The sequence below is a fragment of the Pseudomonas sp. CFII64 genome (assembly GCF_000416235.1).
GTDB lineage: Bacteria > Pseudomonadota > Gammaproteobacteria > Pseudomonadales > Pseudomonadaceae > Aquipseudomonas.
Window position 1 is genome coordinate 17,822 of record NZ_ATLO01000017.1, and the last position, 15,237, is coordinate 33,058.

The 15,237-nt window shown below is 59.1% G+C and carries 13 protein-coding genes; 4 read left to right on the forward strand and 9 right to left on the reverse strand.

The annotated features are described in order from the left end of the window. Positions 1–76 precede the first annotated feature (76 nt). From CFII64_RS09325 to acs, 8 genes are all read right to left on the reverse strand, one after another. A complete protein-coding gene (locus CFII64_RS09325; protein ID WP_020290533.1) occupies positions 77–1,297 on the reverse strand; it encodes an aspartate aminotransferase family protein in 1,221 nt (406 codons plus the stop codon). A 347-nt stretch (positions 1,298–1,644) separates the two neighbouring features. Then, on the reverse strand, positions 1,645–2,625 hold the full coding sequence (argR, locus tag CFII64_RS09330) for a transcriptional regulator ArgR (RefSeq protein WP_020290534.1): 981 nt from the start codon (positions 2,623–2,625) through the stop codon (positions 1,645–1,647). Between the two features lie 157 nt (positions 2,626–2,782). Next, positions 2,783–3,547, reverse strand: a complete 765-nt coding sequence (locus CFII64_RS09335; RefSeq protein WP_020290535.1) for an ABC transporter ATP-binding protein — start codon at positions 3,545–3,547, stop codon at positions 2,783–2,785. A gap of 22 nt (positions 3,548–3,569) precedes the next feature. Continuing rightward, complete coding sequence (locus tag CFII64_RS09340; protein ID WP_020290536.1) at positions 3,570–4,682, reverse strand: succinylglutamate desuccinylase/aspartoacylase family protein; 1,113 nt, start codon at positions 4,680–4,682, stop codon at positions 3,570–3,572. Position 4,683: 1 nt separating this feature from the next. Beyond that, entirely contained in the window at positions 4,684–5,382 is a 699-nt protein-coding gene (locus CFII64_RS09345) for an ABC transporter permease (protein ID WP_020290537.1), read from the reverse strand. After that, on the reverse strand, positions 5,379–6,068 hold the full coding sequence (locus CFII64_RS09350; protein WP_020290538.1) for an ABC transporter permease: 690 nt from the start codon (positions 6,066–6,068) through the stop codon (positions 5,379–5,381). Before CFII64_RS09350 ends, CFII64_RS09345 begins: the two co-directional genes overlap by 4 nt. Positions 6,069–6,152: 84 nt before the next feature. Further along, on the reverse strand, positions 6,153–6,929 hold the full coding sequence (locus CFII64_RS09355; RefSeq protein ID WP_020290539.1) for an ABC transporter substrate-binding protein: 777 nt from the start codon (positions 6,927–6,929) through the stop codon (positions 6,153–6,155). A gap of 1,072 nt (positions 6,930–8,001) precedes the next feature. Next, positions 8,002–9,957 carry an acetate--CoA ligase gene (gene acs, locus CFII64_RS09360; RefSeq protein ID WP_020290540.1) on the reverse strand — a complete coding sequence of 652 codons (1,956 nt, stop codon included), beginning with the start codon at positions 9,955–9,957 and terminating at the stop codon, positions 8,002–8,004. Positions 9,958–10,367: 410 nt separating this feature from the next. Here acs and CFII64_RS09365 point away from each other — a divergent pair, with 410 nt between their 5' ends. Continuing rightward, positions 10,368–10,634, forward strand: coding sequence for a DUF2790 domain-containing protein (locus tag CFII64_RS09365; RefSeq protein ID WP_020290541.1), 267 nt, complete (start codon positions 10,368–10,370; stop codon positions 10,632–10,634). A gap of 175 nt (positions 10,635–10,809) precedes the next feature. Here CFII64_RS09365 and CFII64_RS09370 read toward each other — a convergent pair whose 3' ends face one another. Beyond that, positions 10,810–12,369, reverse strand: coding sequence for a sigma-54-dependent phenylalanine hydroxylase transcriptional regulator PhhR (locus tag CFII64_RS09370; RefSeq protein WP_020290542.1), 1,560 nt, complete (start codon positions 12,367–12,369; stop codon positions 10,810–10,812). Between the two features lie 177 nt (positions 12,370–12,546). Here CFII64_RS09370 and phhA point away from each other — a divergent pair, with 177 nt between their 5' ends. From phhA to CFII64_RS09385, 3 genes are read left to right on the forward strand one after another with little or no spacing between them, the layout of a single operon-like run. Continuing rightward, on the forward strand, positions 12,547–13,461 hold the full coding sequence (gene phhA / locus CFII64_RS09375; RefSeq protein ID WP_371106431.1) for a phenylalanine 4-monooxygenase: 915 nt from the start codon (positions 12,547–12,549) through the stop codon (positions 13,459–13,461). Between the two features lie 13 nt (positions 13,462–13,474). Beyond that, a complete protein-coding gene (locus tag CFII64_RS09380; RefSeq protein WP_020290544.1) occupies positions 13,475–13,831 on the forward strand; it encodes a 4a-hydroxytetrahydrobiopterin dehydratase in 357 nt (118 codons plus the stop codon). Further along, the gene (locus tag CFII64_RS09385) at positions 13,831–15,027 is read left to right on the forward strand and encodes an amino acid aminotransferase (protein WP_020290545.1); all 1,197 of its coding nucleotides are present in this window, start codon (positions 13,831–13,833) and stop codon (positions 15,025–15,027) included. The genes CFII64_RS09380 and CFII64_RS09385 overlap by 1 nt, the downstream gene beginning before the upstream one ends. Positions 15,028–15,237 lie beyond the last annotated feature (210 nt).

Here is a 15,237-nt window from a genome sequence, read left to right on the forward strand (position 1 = left end):
GTCCACACGGCACTGGAAAATGCCCGACGCCCGCTCAATGGCGAGCGTCGAGAGTGTTGCGCTGCAGCAGCCGTTATCAGGCTTGCGTCAGTTTCGCGACGGCACGCTCGAAGCGGTCCAGGCCTTCATCGATGTCGGCATCTTCAATCACCAGGCTTGGCGCGAAACGCATCACATCGGGACCGGCCTGCAGCACCATGACGCCTTCATGCTCGGCGGCATTGAAGAAGTCCTTGGCCTTGCCCTTCCATGCGTCGGTCAACACGCAACCGATCAACAGACCCAGGCCGCGCACTTGACTGAACACGCCGTATTTCTCGCCGATCTGCTCAAGACGCGCCTTGAATTTCTCGTGCCTAGCTTTGACGCCGTCGCGCACTTCCTGAGTATGGACAACATCCATTACCGCGTTGCCGACCGCGCAGGCCAGCGGGTTGCCACCATAGGTCGTGCCGTGGACGCCGACCGAGAGGTGCTTGGCGAGCTTTTCCGTGGTCAGCATGGCCGCCATCGGGAAACCGCCGCCGAGGCTCTTGGCGCTGGAAAGAATGTCCGGGATCACGCCGTAATGCATGTACGCAAACAGGTGACCGCTACGGCCCATGCCGCTCTGCACTTCGTCGAAAACCAGCAGCGCATTGTGCTCGTCGCACAGCTGACGGGCGCCTTGCAGGAATTCCAGGTCAGCCGGCATCACGCCGCCTTCACCCTGGATCGGCTCCAGAACCACTGCGCAGGTCTTGTCGGTAACAGCGGCTTTCAATGCGTCCAGGTCGTTGTACGGAATATGGCTGATGCCAGTGATCTTCGGACCGAAACCATCGGAATACTTGGCCTGACCACCGACACTGACCGTGAACAGCGTACGACCGTGGAAGCTGTTGAGGGCGGCGACGATTTCGTATTTTTCCGGGCCATACAAATCGTGGGAGACCCGACGCGCCAGCTTGAAGGCGGCTTCGTTGGCTTCGGCACCGGAGTTACAGAAGAACACGCGCTCGGCGAAGGTGGCGTCCACCAGTTTTTTCGCCAGGCGTAGTGCCGGCTCGTTGGTGAACACGTTGGAAACGTGCCACAGCTGATTGCCCTGCTCGGTCAAGGCACCGACCAGCGCCGGATGGCAGTGGCCCAATACGTTGACGGCGATCCCGCCGGAGAAATCGACCAGTTCGCGGCCCGATTGATCCCAGACTCGGGAACCTGCGCCGCGCACGGGAATAAAGCCGGCGGGAGCGTAATTGGGGACCATTACCTGGTCAAAGTCGGCGCGGTTCACCGCAGCTTGCTCAACGGACATCGGAGTCTCCTGAAGAGGAACGCCTGCCTGAAACTGGCGAGCGATGGGGGGATTGTAAGGACTGATTTCCATTCGGCCTTGTCGCCAGGCGACAACTTGTTACAGCACAAAACCGAGAAATTCGGTGGCTTTCGGCAATGCGACATATAGGTTCGCAAAGGCGCAGTTTAAACGTTGACCCCGTGTAATTGCAGATACAGATGATTCGATTTCTGCGTCGGGTCTGTAGGACCGGCTGTAGGACCGGCTTCAGCCGGGAGGACGTAGCCACATTCACCGCATGTGTTTCGCAATAAATCGCGCCCTCCCGGCTGAAGCCGGTCCTACAGATTTGAGCCTGCGGCGCTTCAACCGCGCTCGGCAGGCACCGAGGACAATTCGAACGGGCTGCTGCTGCGGCGCTGGTTGCGATCTTCCCGGGGCGTGGCGCCGAAGAAGTTGCGGTAGGCGCTGGAAAAATGCGGCCCGGAGGAAAAACCGCAGGACAGGCCGATCTGGATGATCGACTTGCTGGTCTGCATCAGCATCTGCCGCGCCTTGTTGAGGCGCAGCTCCAGGTAATACTGGCTCGGAACCCGATTCAGGTACTGCTTGAAAATGCGCTCCAGCTGGCGGCGCGAGACGCACACATGCTGGGCGATTTCATCGGTGGTCAGCGGCTCTTCGATATTGGCTTCCATCAGCAGCACGGCCTGGGTCAGCTTGGGATGGCTGGAACCCAGACGATTCTGTAACGGGATGCGCTGGCGCTCGCCGCCTTCACGAATGCGCTCGACCACCAGTTCTTCGGAAACCGCACCGGCCAGCTCGGCACCGTGATCACGGGCCAATACCGCCAGCAGCAAATCAAGCACCGACATGCCGCCACACGCAGTCAGGCGGTCGCGATCCCAGTCGAACAAGTGGCTGGTGGCAATGACTTTGGGAAAGCGCTCGCTGAAATCATCCTGCCAGCGCCAGTGCACCGCAGCGCGATAACCATCCAGCAAACCCAACTGCGCCAGCGGATAAACCCCGGCCGAAAAACCGCCGATGACGCAGCCGGAACGCACCAATTGCTTGACCGCGCTGCTCAGCGCCTGGGGCATCGGCGCCGGCGGCTCGTCGGCCAGCAGAAACAGCTTTTGCAGGCCGTCGAGGCGCCCGACCCAGGGCTCGCCGGGCAATTGCCAGGCGCTTTCGGTCGGTGCTTCCGCTTGCAGGAAGGTCAACTCATAAAGCACTTCGGGATGGACGCGCTGCGCCACACGCAAGGCTTCCTCGGCCAGCGCCAGAGTCAAGGCTTTGGTGCTGGGCCAGATGAGAAAACCGATTCGATGGGCAGTCATGGCGTGCAGTCCGGAACGTATCGCTGTTGAACAAACTGAATGAACAGCCTGCAAGGTTAGAGCACGGGAAACGGCTCACTTTGAATCCTGACGGTCAGTCTGGCGCGCAGCATGACCTGTTCTGTTGCTAAAGGCATCGCGAAAACGATGCCATTGGTTACTTGAGACTACCGGACAGAAATTGCTGCAGGCGCTCGGATTGCGGGTTGACCAGCACTTCCCGTGGATCGCCGCACTCCTCGACCATGCCTTTGTGCAGGAAGATCAATTGATTGGAGACTTCCCGGGCAAAACCCATTTCGTGAGTCACTACCACCATGGTCCGGCCTTCCAGCGCCAGCGCCTGCATGACTTTGAGCACATCGCCGACCAGTTCCGGATCGAGGGCTGAAGTGGGTTCGTCGAACAGCATGACTTCCGGCTCCATGGCCAGCGCCCGGGCAATCGCCACCCGCTGCTGTTCGCCACCGGACATATGCCCCGGATACGCGTCCTTGCGATGCGCGACGCCGACCTTGGCCAGATAATGCTCGGCCTTTTCCAGCGCTTCTTTTTTCGAGAGGCCCAGCACATGGATCGGCGCTTCGATGATGTTTTCCATCGCGGTCATGTGCGACCACAGATTGAAATGCTGGAACACCATGGACAACCGCGAGCGCATGCGCTGCAACTGTTTAGGGTCCGCGGCCTTGAGGCTGCCGTCTTTATTGGCGACCAGTTTCAGCTCTTCATTGTTGAGCAGGATTTTGCCGGCGTGGGGCTGTTCCAGCAGGTTGATGCAGCGCAAGAAGGTGCTTTTGCCAGAACCACTGGAGCCGATGATGCTGATCACATCTCCGGCCTTGGCGGTCAGGGATACACCCTTGAGCACCTCGTGGCTGCCATAGCGTTTATGCAGATCCTGGACTTCCAGTTTGTTCATGCTTTCGGTTCTCACAAAACAGTCAGTCGTTGAGCAGACGGCCATGACGACGCGCCGTGCGCCCCGCCACTTTGGCCAGCCAGAAACCCGGTTGTGCGTAACGCAGCCGTTCGATGGCGAACAACACGCCGGCAGTATTGGTGCAGACCGTGCTGACCTGATCGGACAGCGGATCGATGACTTCGAACAGCGGATCGCCGACTTCAACCCGGTCGCCCGCCGAACGCAGGAACGTCACCACGCCGGGATGCGGCGCAAACAACAATTCGGTGCCTTCGAACGGCATGCCTTCACACGCCTCATGGGCCGGTTGCGGCCATTCGCCGCTGATAAAGCCCTGTTCGGCCAGAAACGCGAGGATGCCTGCGGCATGCGCCTCGGCTTCGGGTTTGCCCGTGTCCGCCTGACCGCCCAATTCGATAGTGGTCGCCAGACACGCCAGGGGAATCTGCGCGTCCGGATAAATCCGCGACAGACGCAACCATGGCAACGAACAGGCCTCATCGAACGAACTGCCGCCCGAATCCTCGGCCAGCAACGCGACCCGAACGTCCAGATGCGCGGTCAGGGAACGCCATTGCGGCCAGTGCTGCGGCAAGGCATAGAGGTGAAGCGCGGCGTCGGCGTCGCAATGCAGATCCAGCACCACATCGGCCGTGCAGGCATGACTGAGCAACAAGCGCTGCAAACCGAGCAATTCGCTCTGCGGCGCAGGCAGGTTTTCCAGGGCGGTGGTCATGGCTTGCCGGATCAACTGCACATTGCTGTGGGGATCGTCGCCCAACTGGCCTTCAAGCAACTCGGCCACCGGTTCGCTCAATTCAGCGAAGTCCCGGTTGAAATTCTTGCCGCTGCCGAACTCAAAACGTCCTTGGTGTGCGCCTTGCAACAATTGGCCGAGGCCGATTGGATTGGCCACCGGCACAAGCTCGATGACGCCCTTGAGCGCGCCCTGCTCTTCCAGTTCCAGCAGGCGTTTTTTCAGCTCCCAGGCAGTGCGCATGCCCGGCAGTTCGTCGGCGTGCAGACTGGCCTGGATGTAGGCCTTGCGCTCGCCGCTGCCGAAACGAAATACGCTCAACTGGCGCTCGGTGCCAAGGGTGCTCCATGGCAATACATGATCGGTTCTTTGCATGTCAGGCCTTCCGTGGCGCGAGATAGCCCAGCCAGCGGTGTTCCGCCAGCTTGAACAGTCGCACCAGAATGAATGTCAGGCACAGGTAGAACACGCCTGCGGTAATGAACGCCTCGAACGGCAAATAATACTGGGCGTTGACCGAGCGGGCCGCGCCGGTAATGTCGAGCAGCGTGACAATGGACGCCAGACTGGTGGTCTGCAGCATCATGATCACTTCATTGCTGTATTGCGGCAGCGCCCGACGCAGCGCCGAGGGCAGCAGAATCCGTCGATACAGCATGGCCTTGGACATGCCCATGGCGCGGGCCGCTTCGATCTCACCGGCGGGCGTGGCTTTCAGGCTGCCGGCGATGATTTCCGCGGTATAGGCGCTGGTATTCACGGCAAATGCCAGACAGGCGCAGAAGGTCGCGCTGGACAGCAGCGGCCAGAGAAAACTTTCCCGCACCACCGCAAATTGCGCCAGCCCGTAATAGATGAGAAACAGCTGCACCAGCATCGGCGTGCCACGAATCACGTAGGTGAACAGCCAGGCCGGCATATTTATCCAGCGGTTTTTCGAGACGCGCATCAAACCCAGCGGCAATGCGGCCAGCAGGCCGAAAAACAGCGAAATCGCCAGCAACTTGAGGGTAATCAGCATGCCGCTGAAATACATCGGCAGGCTATCCCAGACGACGGTGTAGTCGAAGATCATAGGTCAGCCGCCCTTACGCCTACCGAGTAGCGTTTTTCGATGAAGCGCAGAATCAGCAGCGAGACGCTGGTGATCACCAGATACATCGCGGCCACGGCCAGAAAAAAGGTAAACGGCTCGCGAGTCGCATCGGCCGCCTGCTTGGCCTTGAACATCATGTCCTGCAGACCAACCACGGAAATCAGCGCGGTGGCCTTGGTCAGTACCAGCCAGTTATTGGTGAAGCCTGGAATCGCCAGGCGAATCATCTGCGGCACCAATATCCGGAAAAATACGTTGAAGCGGCTCATCCCGTACGCCATGCCGGCTTCGGACTGGCCTTTGGGAATCGCCATGAAGGCGCCGCGAAAGGTCTCCGAGAGGTAGGCGCCGAAGATGAACCCCAGCGTGCCGATCCCCGCAGCCAATGGACTGAGCTCGATGTAGTCGTCATAGCCGACCATCGGCGCCACGGCGTTGAGCACGCTCTGCCCGCCATAGAAAATCAGCAGAATCAGCACCAGATCGGGAATCCCGCGGATTACCGTGGAGTACAGATCACCCAACACTGCAAGTTGTCGCACCGGCGACAGACGCAGCGCCACGCCAATCAGGCCGAGAACAATGGCCAGCGCCATCGACGACAAGGCCAGTTGCAGCGTCAGCCATGCACCTTCGAGGATGACAGCCCCGTAGCCTTTCAACATGATGTGCGGTCCTCACGGTTGGGTGTGAAAATGGCGCAAGAACGACCGTTGCCTGCGCCATTTCAAGGGGTAGCTTCGGACGACTTATTGGCCGTAAACGTCGAAATCGAAGTACTTGTCCTGGATTTTCTTGTACTCGCCATTGGCGCGAATGGCAGTAATGGCAGCGTTGATCTTGTCCAGATTGGCCTTGTCGCCTTTACGTACGGCAATACCGATGCCGTCGCCAAAGTACGCAGCGTCAGTAAACGCCGGGCCAACGAAAGCGTAGCCTTTGCCTGCGTCGGTTTTCAGGAAACCGTCCTGCAGCAGGGTGGCGTCAGCCACGGTGCCATCGAGACGACCGGCCTGGATGTCCAGGTAGATTTCGTTCTGCGAAGCGTAGGATTTGATCTCGGCGCCCAGCGGCTCAAGTTTTTCCTTGGCGAAACGGTCATGGATCGAACCGCGCTGCACGCCAATTTTCTTGCCCTTGAGCTCAGCAAGGCTGTCGCTGACCGTGGTGCCGTCCTTCATCACCAGACGCGCCTGGGTGCTGTAGTAGCGACCGGTGAAATCCACGGATTTCTTGCGGTCTTCGGTGATGGACATCGAGGACAGGATCGCGTCGATCTTGCGCACTTTGAGTGCCGGGATCAGGCCATCGAATTCCTGCTCGACCCAGGTGCACTTGACCTTCATCTCGGCACACAGGGCGTTGCCGATGTCGTAGTCAAAACCAACGATGCTGCCATCCGGAGCCTTGGAGGCAAACGGCGGGTAAGCGGCTTCGATGCCGATTTTCAGCGGTTTTTCGTCAGCAAACGTTGGCTGCGCCAGCACAGACAGCGCCAGTGCACCAAGAAGCATGAGCTTTTTCATTCTTAGGACTCCGTCGGTAAACACGACAAATGGCAGAGTGAGCGAGAGCCCAAAATGCGGAGAGATGATGAAGACTGTGACGCCCGACAGGCGAGGCCGGAATCCGGGCCCGCAAACCTTGGGCGAGTGATCGGCATTTTAACGACAGGCTCGAAGTCGATATTTCTTCAATGCGACAACTAGTTACAGAAGCATCGAAAAAACAGACCGGACTTATTGACAGCTATTGCAGATTATGCAATGCGAAAAGAAGGCTAACCGATCTATACAGCAAGATACGCGCCCATTATTGGCAAAGCCTTGTAATACGGCAAGCGCAGCGTTGATCGCGTTTATTTTTCTGGAGAGTAGCGCACCAATCTCCTACAAAACTGAGGCGCATCGCCCCATAAATGCGCGTCGGGTTACATCCAGCGGCGCGTGGGTAACATATGGATATATATCTGTTGGAGCGAGAGCGAGGCTTGCCCGCGAAGAACGCTAATGCGGTAAGTCTGCCCCCCCGAGGTGCTTGATTCGCGGGCAAGCCACGCTCCAACAGGCGGCGACCAGCCCGGCTTTTGATGTTCGCTTTTACGTGCCACGTTCTGGCAGACGCCGCCAAACGCGCGTCGGGAGGCTGAGCGCAGGTGTCGGGGTGAGGTGCGCTCGGCATGGATGCCGAGCGAGCGCCGTTGGGCCAGGGATGGCCCGTCGGCGCGTCGCCTCACCCCGACGCCGGAGCGAAGGAACCGCCGCGAAGCGGGGGCCGGACGTCAGCGCAGATGGTTTCGTCCTTTTGCCGAAACAAAAGGACTCGACCGCCAGGGCGAAACCTCACTAAGCCGCACCGCAAATGTTGTTGGCGCAACCCGATTCGAAGCGCGGCACCAGAATAAGTAGCGTCTGATCAATGCGCACCGGCAACAGAGACAACTTGCTGGCGAATCAGTCTCTCAGGCACTGAAGCTCTGCCGCATGTACCGGCCCTTCGCGAGCAAGCCCGCTCCCACAAGAATCGTGCAGTGCAATAACCGAGCACATAAAAAACCCCGCCAGGCTTTCACCGGGCGGGGTTTTTGGGCGGCCTTTATCAGGCGGCAGTCATGGTCTTGTGCGTCTGGATCAAATGCTCAACGACGCTCGGATCGGCGAGGGTGGAGATATCGCCCAGCGTGTCATATTCGCCGGTGGCAATCTTGCGCAGAATGCGGCGCATGATTTTCCCGGAGCGGGTTTTCGGCAGACCCGGCGCCCACTGGATGACATCCGGTGAAGCAATCGGGCCGATTTCCTTGCGCACCCAGTTACGCAACTCAAGACGCAGCGCCTCATCCGGCACTTCGCCGCCATTGAGCGTGACGTAAACGTAGATGCCCTGCCCTTTCAAGTCGTGAGGCACGCCGACCACAGCTGCTTCGGCGACTTTCGGGTGGGCAACCATCGCGCTTTCGATTTCGGCAGTGCCCATGCGGTGGCCGGACACGTTGAGCACGTCGTCCACGCGACCGGTGATCCAGTAGTAACCGTCTTCGTCACGACGCGCACCGTCACCGGTGAAGTACATGCCACGGAAGGTCTTGAAGTAGGTGTCGACGAAACGGTCGTGATCGCCGTACAGCGTGCGGGACTGGCCCGGCCAGGAATCGAGGATGACCAGATTGCCTTCGGCCGCGCCTTCGATCAGGTTCCCCAGGTTGTCCACCAGGGCCGGAATCACGCCAAAGAATGGACGCGTCGCCGAGCCGGGCTTCAAGGCGGTAGCGCCTGGCAGCGGGCTGATCAGGATGCCGCCGGTTTCGGTCTGCCACCAGGTGTCGACAATCGGGCAGTTCTTCTTGCCGACAGTGTTGTAGTACCAGTTCCACGCCTCAGGGTTGATTGGCTCACCCACCGAGCCCAACAGACGCAGGCTCGAACCGTCAGCGCCGTCCACGGCCTTGGTGCCTTCGGCCATCATGGCGCGAATGGCGGTCGGGGCGGTATAGAGGATGTTGACCTTGTGCTTGTCGACGATTTTCGACACCCGGGTAATGTCCGGATAGTTCGGAACACCTTCGAACAGCAGCGTGGTCGCGCCGTTGGCCAGCGGGCCGTAGACGATGTAGCTGTGACCGGTCACCCAGCCGACGTCAGCGGTGCACCAGTAAACTTCGCCCGGACGGTAGTCAAACACCCGCTCGTGAGTCAGTGCGGCGTAGACCAGATAGCCAGCAGTGGTGTGCAGCACGCCCTTGGGTTTGCCCGTCGAGCCGGAGGTGTAAAGGATGAACAACGACTCTTCGGCGCCCATTTCTTTCGGTGCGCAGGTGGCCGATGCCACTTCCAGCAACGAGTGGTACCAGATGTCGCGATGGCGGTTCCATTCGATCTCGCCGCCGGTGCGTTTGCAGACAATGACTTTCTGCACGCTGGCGGTTTCAGGGTTGGTCAACGCACGGTCGACGTTGGCTTTCATGGCGGTTTTCTTGCCGCCACGCAGACCTTCGTCGGCGGTGATCACCACTTTGGACTGGCAATCGATGATGCGTCCGGCCAGCGCTTCCGGAGAGAAGCCGCCGAATACCACAGAGTGAATGGCTCCGATCCGGGCGCACGCCAGCATGGCGACTACAGCCTCGGGGATCATCGGCATATAGATAGTCACCACGTCGCCGCGATGCACATCCTGGCCGCGCAGGGCGTTGGCGAACTTGCAGACTTCGGTATGCAGTTCGCGGTAAGTGATGTTGCGGCTCTCGGAAGGATCGTCGCCTTCCCAGATGATGGCGATGGAGTCGCCGCGTTCTTCCAGGTGACGGTCCAGGCAGTTATAGGCAACGTTCAGCGTGCCGTCGGCGAACCATTTGATGTCGACCCGGTGATCGTCGAAGGAGGTCTGCTTGACCGAGGTGAAAGGCTTGATCCAGTCGAGGCGCTTGGCCTGCTCACGCCAGAAGCCATCGGGGTTGACCACTGACTGCTGATACATGGCCTTGTAGGTCGCCTCATCGGTCAGCGTTGTCGCTGCAACTTCTGGGCGGACGGGGTACAGGGAAGCTGCACTCATCTTGGTTACCTCGGTGGATAGTTGTTGTTTTATGTGTCCGTTGTAACCGGCTGTCGGTCCCGGGACCATTCGACGATGGTCTTACCGCCTTGCAACCCTACACCACAATCAGGCTACAAGCCCCGTATCACGGTGCAGATACGCCAAACGAAGCAAGACTAAAGAACGAGCGACGCCGGGGTTCCGGCAGCAGCGAATCGGATTATTACGGATTTGCTCAATAGTGTTTATCAAAACCCTTTGTATATGAACGAGGCACAGAGGCATAGAATCAATCTCGCCAACACGGCAAACCGATTAACAACTGACAGCCCCCACACGGCTTGTTAATCAACGAAACCGACACTCGATTCACACATAACCCCACAAGGGTTATGTGACCCCTTTCGAATTCAATAAGGTAATACGCAATGAAAGCTTCACTGCTGGTTCTGGCCCTTTGTGGTTTCAGTGCAGTTGCAATGGCTGAAGAGTCAGGTGCAAAAGTTGCTGTACAACAAGCCCGCGCCGAGCAATACACCTATGGCAGCCACCCGGACATCGCCAAAGTGGTTTCCGTCAGCAATGTTCCAAACGTCTGCGCCGTAGTGCCGATGCGCATGACCTACCTGGATTCCCAAGGCCAGCAGCACGTCATGGCGTATCAGATAATGGGTAATGGTTGCAGCAACGGTTGATCCAGACCGCTTCGCGCAGGATGCCAACGTCTCCCGGAGAAATCCCTGGAGACGTGGCCTCGTTTCTGTAGAAAGAACACTCCGCGCTGCCTGGCATCGAACATTAAACTTTATTCATACAATTAAAATGCTTGCGTGCTTAATCCTGCGCAACCTATTAAGCCTTAGTGCGAGCTTATTTCTTTTCCGCGCGCAATCCATAATCACGCAACTTGTTGGCGATCGTGGTGTGGGAAACGCCGAGTCGTTTGCCTAGTTGCCGACTGCTGGAATATTCCGGATACAGGCGTTGCAATACCGCCTTTTCAAACCGTCCGACGATCTCGTCCAGCCCGCCTTCCAGGGAAAACTCACGCAACGGTTCCCGCACGCCATATTCTGGCAATCGCACATGTTCAGCCTTGACCGCGCCCCCCTCACATAATGAAACCGCCTGAAACAACACGTTCTCCAACTGTCGGATATTACCGGGCCAGTGGTAATGGGTCAGACGCTCCATCGCGGCCGGGGCCATTCGCGGCAGCGCACAGCCTATCTGCCGGCTGGCCTGATCGAGGAAGTGCTCAACCAACGGGCCCAATCCATCCAGGCATTCGCGCAACGGCGGGATATGCAGCGTCAGCACGTTGAGCCGGTGATAGAGATCCTCGCGAAACTCGCCTCTGGCGCACAGTTCGGACAGATCCTTCTGGGTCGAGCAGATCACCCGCACATCCAGATAAACCTCTTCCTCGCTGCCCACCCGACGAAAGCAGCCGTCTTGCAGGAATCGCAGCAGTTTGGCCTGCATCCGCGCACTCAGTTCGCCGACGCCATCGAGGAACAACGTGCCGCCCGCCGTCAACTCAAGCAGCCCGAGCTTGCCTTCGACGCGCGCGCCGTCGAAGGCGCCCGGCCCGTAGCCGAACAATTCCGTCTCGGCCATGGATTCGGACAAGCCTGCGCAATTCATTGCCATCAACGGCGACTGCCCGCGCGGGCTGGCCAGGTGACAGGCGCGAGCCAGCAGCTCCTTGCCGGTGCCGGTTTCGCCTTCGATCAACAACGGCGCATCCAGCGGCGCCATGCGGCGAGCTTCACGCACCACGGCCGCCATGACTCTGGAACTCTGGAAGATGCTGTCGAAGCCGCGTAATTCCTGCTTGCGCACTTGATAGATGCGCTCGCCCACCAGGTCCGCGCGATGCAAGGTCAACACCGCGCCGGCCATGGCTTCGCTGTCGTCATGCTGGGACTGCAACGGCGCGATATCAGCCAGGAACACGTCGCCGCGCACCTTGACCCGCAGGCCATTGATTCGTGATTTATGGGCGCGCACCAGTTCCGGCAGATCGAAGTCTTCGGCGTAACGAGACAGTGCAATGCCCGGCACTTCATCGACCCGAACACCCAGCAACTGCGCGGCGGCCCGATTGGCGGCGACGATGGAGCCGCCCATGTCGATGGACATCACCGGAAACTCCAGGGCACCCAACAGCGCGTTCAGCTCCATATGCCGACGTTCGCTGGGCATCAGTCCTACGCGCTTTACGCCAAAAACGCCGGGAATCGCTTCGAACTTCGGGCGCAAGGCCTGGAACTGCATGTTGATCAGGTTCGGACAATGCAGGTAGATCGCATCACCCTGCTCGCCGCCCACCTCACCTCGGGCCACATTGACGCCGTAGTTGACCAGCAAATCGAGGATATCGCGGGTCATGCCGATGCGATTGAGGCAATGGACTTTGATGCGCATGGGGGGGTTGTCCTTGGCGGAGACGTTATTTTTATCGTGGGCCGAATTTTATCGGCAAGAATACGTTACAGCGCAAGGGCTGTTTAAGCGATTAGCGCTTGGCTATTTTCGAATACAGTGAAAACTGTAAATAATTCGTTACGGCCTTTACCCAATCGAGGTCCGGGTTGCGCGGTGATGTCCTTACAAAATTCGCAGGAAAAGGTATCTATAGCTTCAGGCGTTCGACACAAATCGAAAAAGAGAACCCAGGAGAGCAGCATGAGCCAGACGCGTTACGTGGCACGCGAGCCCGATGAGAACGGATTCATTGACTATCCGGCCGCCGAGCATGCGGTGTGGAATACCTTGATTACCCGGCAAATGAAAGTCATCGAAGGCCGCGCCTGCCAGGAATACCTGGATGGCATCGAGCAGCTGGCGCTGCCCCACGATCGCATTCCGCAGTTGAGTGAAATCAATGCAGTTCTAGAGGCTACGACCGGCTGGCAAGTCGCCCGCGTTCCAGCCCTGATCCCCTTCCAGACTTTTTTTGAGCTATTGGCCAGCAAGCGCTTTCCCGTCGCCACGTTCATACGCAGCGAAGAGGAACTGGACTACCTGCAAGAGCCCGATATCTTTCACGAAATATTCGGCCACTGCCCGCTGCTGACCAACCCCTGGTTCGCGGAATTTACCCACACCTACGGCAAGCTCGGCCTCAGCGCGAGCAAAGAGCAGCGCGTCTATCTGGCGCGGTTGTACTGGATGACCATCGAGTTCGGCCTGGTGGATACAGCCGAAGGTCGGCGGATCTACGGCGGCGGCATCCTTTCCTCGCCCAGGGAAGCGGTGTATAGCTTGTCGTCCGAGCCGGTGCATAAAGCCTTCGATCCGCTGGACGCAATGCGCACGCCATACCGTATCGATATCCTGCAGCCTTTGTATTTTGTCCTGCCCGATCTCAAGCGGCTGTTTGATCTGGCCCACGAAGACATCATGGGCATGGTTGAGCAAGGCATGCAGCTGGGCTTGCACGCGCCGACCTTTGCACCGAAAAACCCATCCAGTGATTCATCCAGCTCTCTAATCAAAAAGCCTCATGCGGCCTGAACAGGAATTGACCATGACTACCCTTAACCAAGCCCACTGCGAAGCCTGCCGCGCCGACGCGCCACAGGTCAGCGATGCCGAATTGCCCGAACTGATCAAGCAGATCCCGGACTGGAACATCGAGGTTCGCGACAGCGTGATGCAGCTGGAAAAGGTCTTCTTGTTCAAGAATTTCAAATTTGCGCTGGCATTTACCAACGCGGTCGGCGAAATTGCCGAAGCCGAAGGTCACCACCCCGGTTTGCTGACTGAATGGGGCAAGGTGACCGTCACTTGGTGGAGCCACTCGATCAAAGGGCTGCACCGTAACGACTTCATCATGGCTGCCCGCACCGACGAGGTGGCCCGAGGCGCCGAGGGCCGCAAGTAATGCATTTCACCGATATCCAGCGAGTACCGGGCGATCCGATTCTGGGCCTGATTGACGCCTACGCCGCCGACACCAATCCCGACAAGTTCGACCTGGGCGTTGGCGTCTATAAAGACGCGATGGGCTTGACGACGATCCCCCGCGCGGTGAAGCGGGCCGAGCAGCGTCTGGTCGATGCGCAAATGACCAAGACCTACATCGGCGGCCACGGCGAACCCCGCTTCGGCCGCCTGATCAGCGAGCTGGTGCTGGGCGCCGGTTCACCGCTGCTCACCGAAAAACGCGTGAGTGCCACGCAGACGCCGGGCGGCACCGGGGCTTTGCGCCTGGCCGGCGACTTCATCGCCGAATGCCTGCCGGGGCGCGGTATCTGGCTCAGCGCGCCGACCTGGCCGATCCACGAAACCATCTTCGCCAAGGCCGGGTTGAAGGTCAGTCATTACCCTTACGTGGGCAGCGACAATCGCCTGAACGTCGAGGCCATGCTGGAAACGCTGAACAGCGTGCCAACCGGCGACGTGGTGCTGTTGCATGCATGCTGCCACAACCCGACGGGCTTCGACCTCTCTCACGACGATTGGCGCCGGGTGCTGGACATCGTGCGCAGCCGTAACCTGCTGCCGCTGATCGACTTCGCTTATCAGGGCTTCGGCGATGGCCTGGAAGCAGACGCCTGGGGCGTGCGGCTGCTTGCCGCCGAACTGCCGGAGCTGCTGATTACCAGTTCCTGCTCGAAAAACTTCGGCCTGTATCGGGATCGCACCGGTGCCTTGCTGGTCGTGGCCGGCGACGCGGAAAAATCCCAGGACGTGCGCAGCCAGTTGTCGTCGATTGCCCGCAACCTGTGGTCCAGCCCGCCGGATCACGGCGCTGCGGTGGTGGCGGAAATCCTCGGCAATCCCGAGCTGAAAAGCCTGTGGGCCGATGAAGTCGAGGAAATGCGCCAACGTATCGCGCAACTGCGCAGCGGCTTGGTAGAGGCGCTGACGCCGCTGGGCCTGGGCGAACGTTTCGCGCACATCGCGACTCAACGCGGGATGTTTTCCTATACCGGGCTGAACGACGATCAAGTGGCGCGCCTGCGCTACGAGCACAGCGTGTACATGGTCAACGCCGGCCGCGCCAACGTCGCCGGCATCGACGCGGCGCGCCTGGATCAGCTGGCGCTGGCGATTGCGGCGGTGTGCAAGGATTGATCAGCGACAAGCGCGTTCCGAACGACTACGTCATTGCGTAGGACCGGCTTTAGCCGGGAGGACATTCTCCCGGCTAAAGCCGGTCCTACGGATCTCCACAAGCCCCAGCAAATTCCGTGTTGCTCCCGGACACTGAAATCCGCTTTTTGTTTCCGCACATGACCAACGGTATCGATAAAATTCTGTTTGTCATTTGCGGTGCTGTATCCT

Excerpts from the sequence above, each read along its gene's own strand:
- CFII64_RS09325 (WP_020290533.1), bottom strand. The coding sequence starts at position 1,297 with ATGTCCGTTGAGCAAGCTGCGGTGAACCGCGCCGACTTTGACCAGGTA.
- argR (WP_020290534.1), bottom strand. The coding sequence starts at position 2,625 with ATGACTGCCCATCGAATCGGTTTTCTCATCTGGCCCAGCACCAAAGCC.
- CFII64_RS09335 (WP_020290535.1), bottom strand. The coding sequence starts at position 3,547 with ATGAACAAACTGGAAGTCCAGGATCTGCATAAACGCTATGGCAGCCAC.
- CFII64_RS09340 (WP_020290536.1), bottom strand. The coding sequence starts at position 4,682 with ATGCAAAGAACCGATCATGTATTGCCATGGAGCACCCTTGGCACCGAG.
- CFII64_RS09345 (WP_020290537.1), bottom strand. The coding sequence starts at position 5,382 with ATGATCTTCGACTACACCGTCGTCTGGGATAGCCTGCCGATGTATTTC.
- CFII64_RS09350 (WP_020290538.1), bottom strand. The coding sequence starts at position 6,068 with ATGTTGAAAGGCTACGGGGCTGTCATCCTCGAAGGTGCATGGCTGACG.
- CFII64_RS09355 (WP_020290539.1), bottom strand. The coding sequence starts at position 6,929 with ATGAAAAAGCTCATGCTTCTTGGTGCACTGGCGCTGTCTGTGCTGGCG.
- acs (WP_020290540.1), bottom strand. The coding sequence starts at position 9,957 with ATGAGTGCAGCTTCCCTGTACCCCGTCCGCCCAGAAGTTGCAGCGACA.
- CFII64_RS09365 (WP_020290541.1), top strand. The coding sequence starts at position 10,368 with ATGAAAGCTTCACTGCTGGTTCTGGCCCTTTGTGGTTTCAGTGCAGTT.
- CFII64_RS09370 (WP_020290542.1), bottom strand. The coding sequence starts at position 12,369 with ATGCGCATCAAAGTCCATTGCCTCAATCGCATCGGCATGACCCGCGAT.
- phhA (WP_371106431.1), top strand. The coding sequence starts at position 12,547 with ATGTCCTTACAAAATTCGCAGGAAAAGGTATCTATAGCTTCAGGCGTT.
- CFII64_RS09380 (WP_020290544.1), top strand. The coding sequence starts at position 13,475 with ATGACTACCCTTAACCAAGCCCACTGCGAAGCCTGCCGCGCCGACGCG.
- CFII64_RS09385 (WP_020290545.1), top strand. The coding sequence starts at position 13,831 with ATGCATTTCACCGATATCCAGCGAGTACCGGGCGATCCGATTCTGGGC.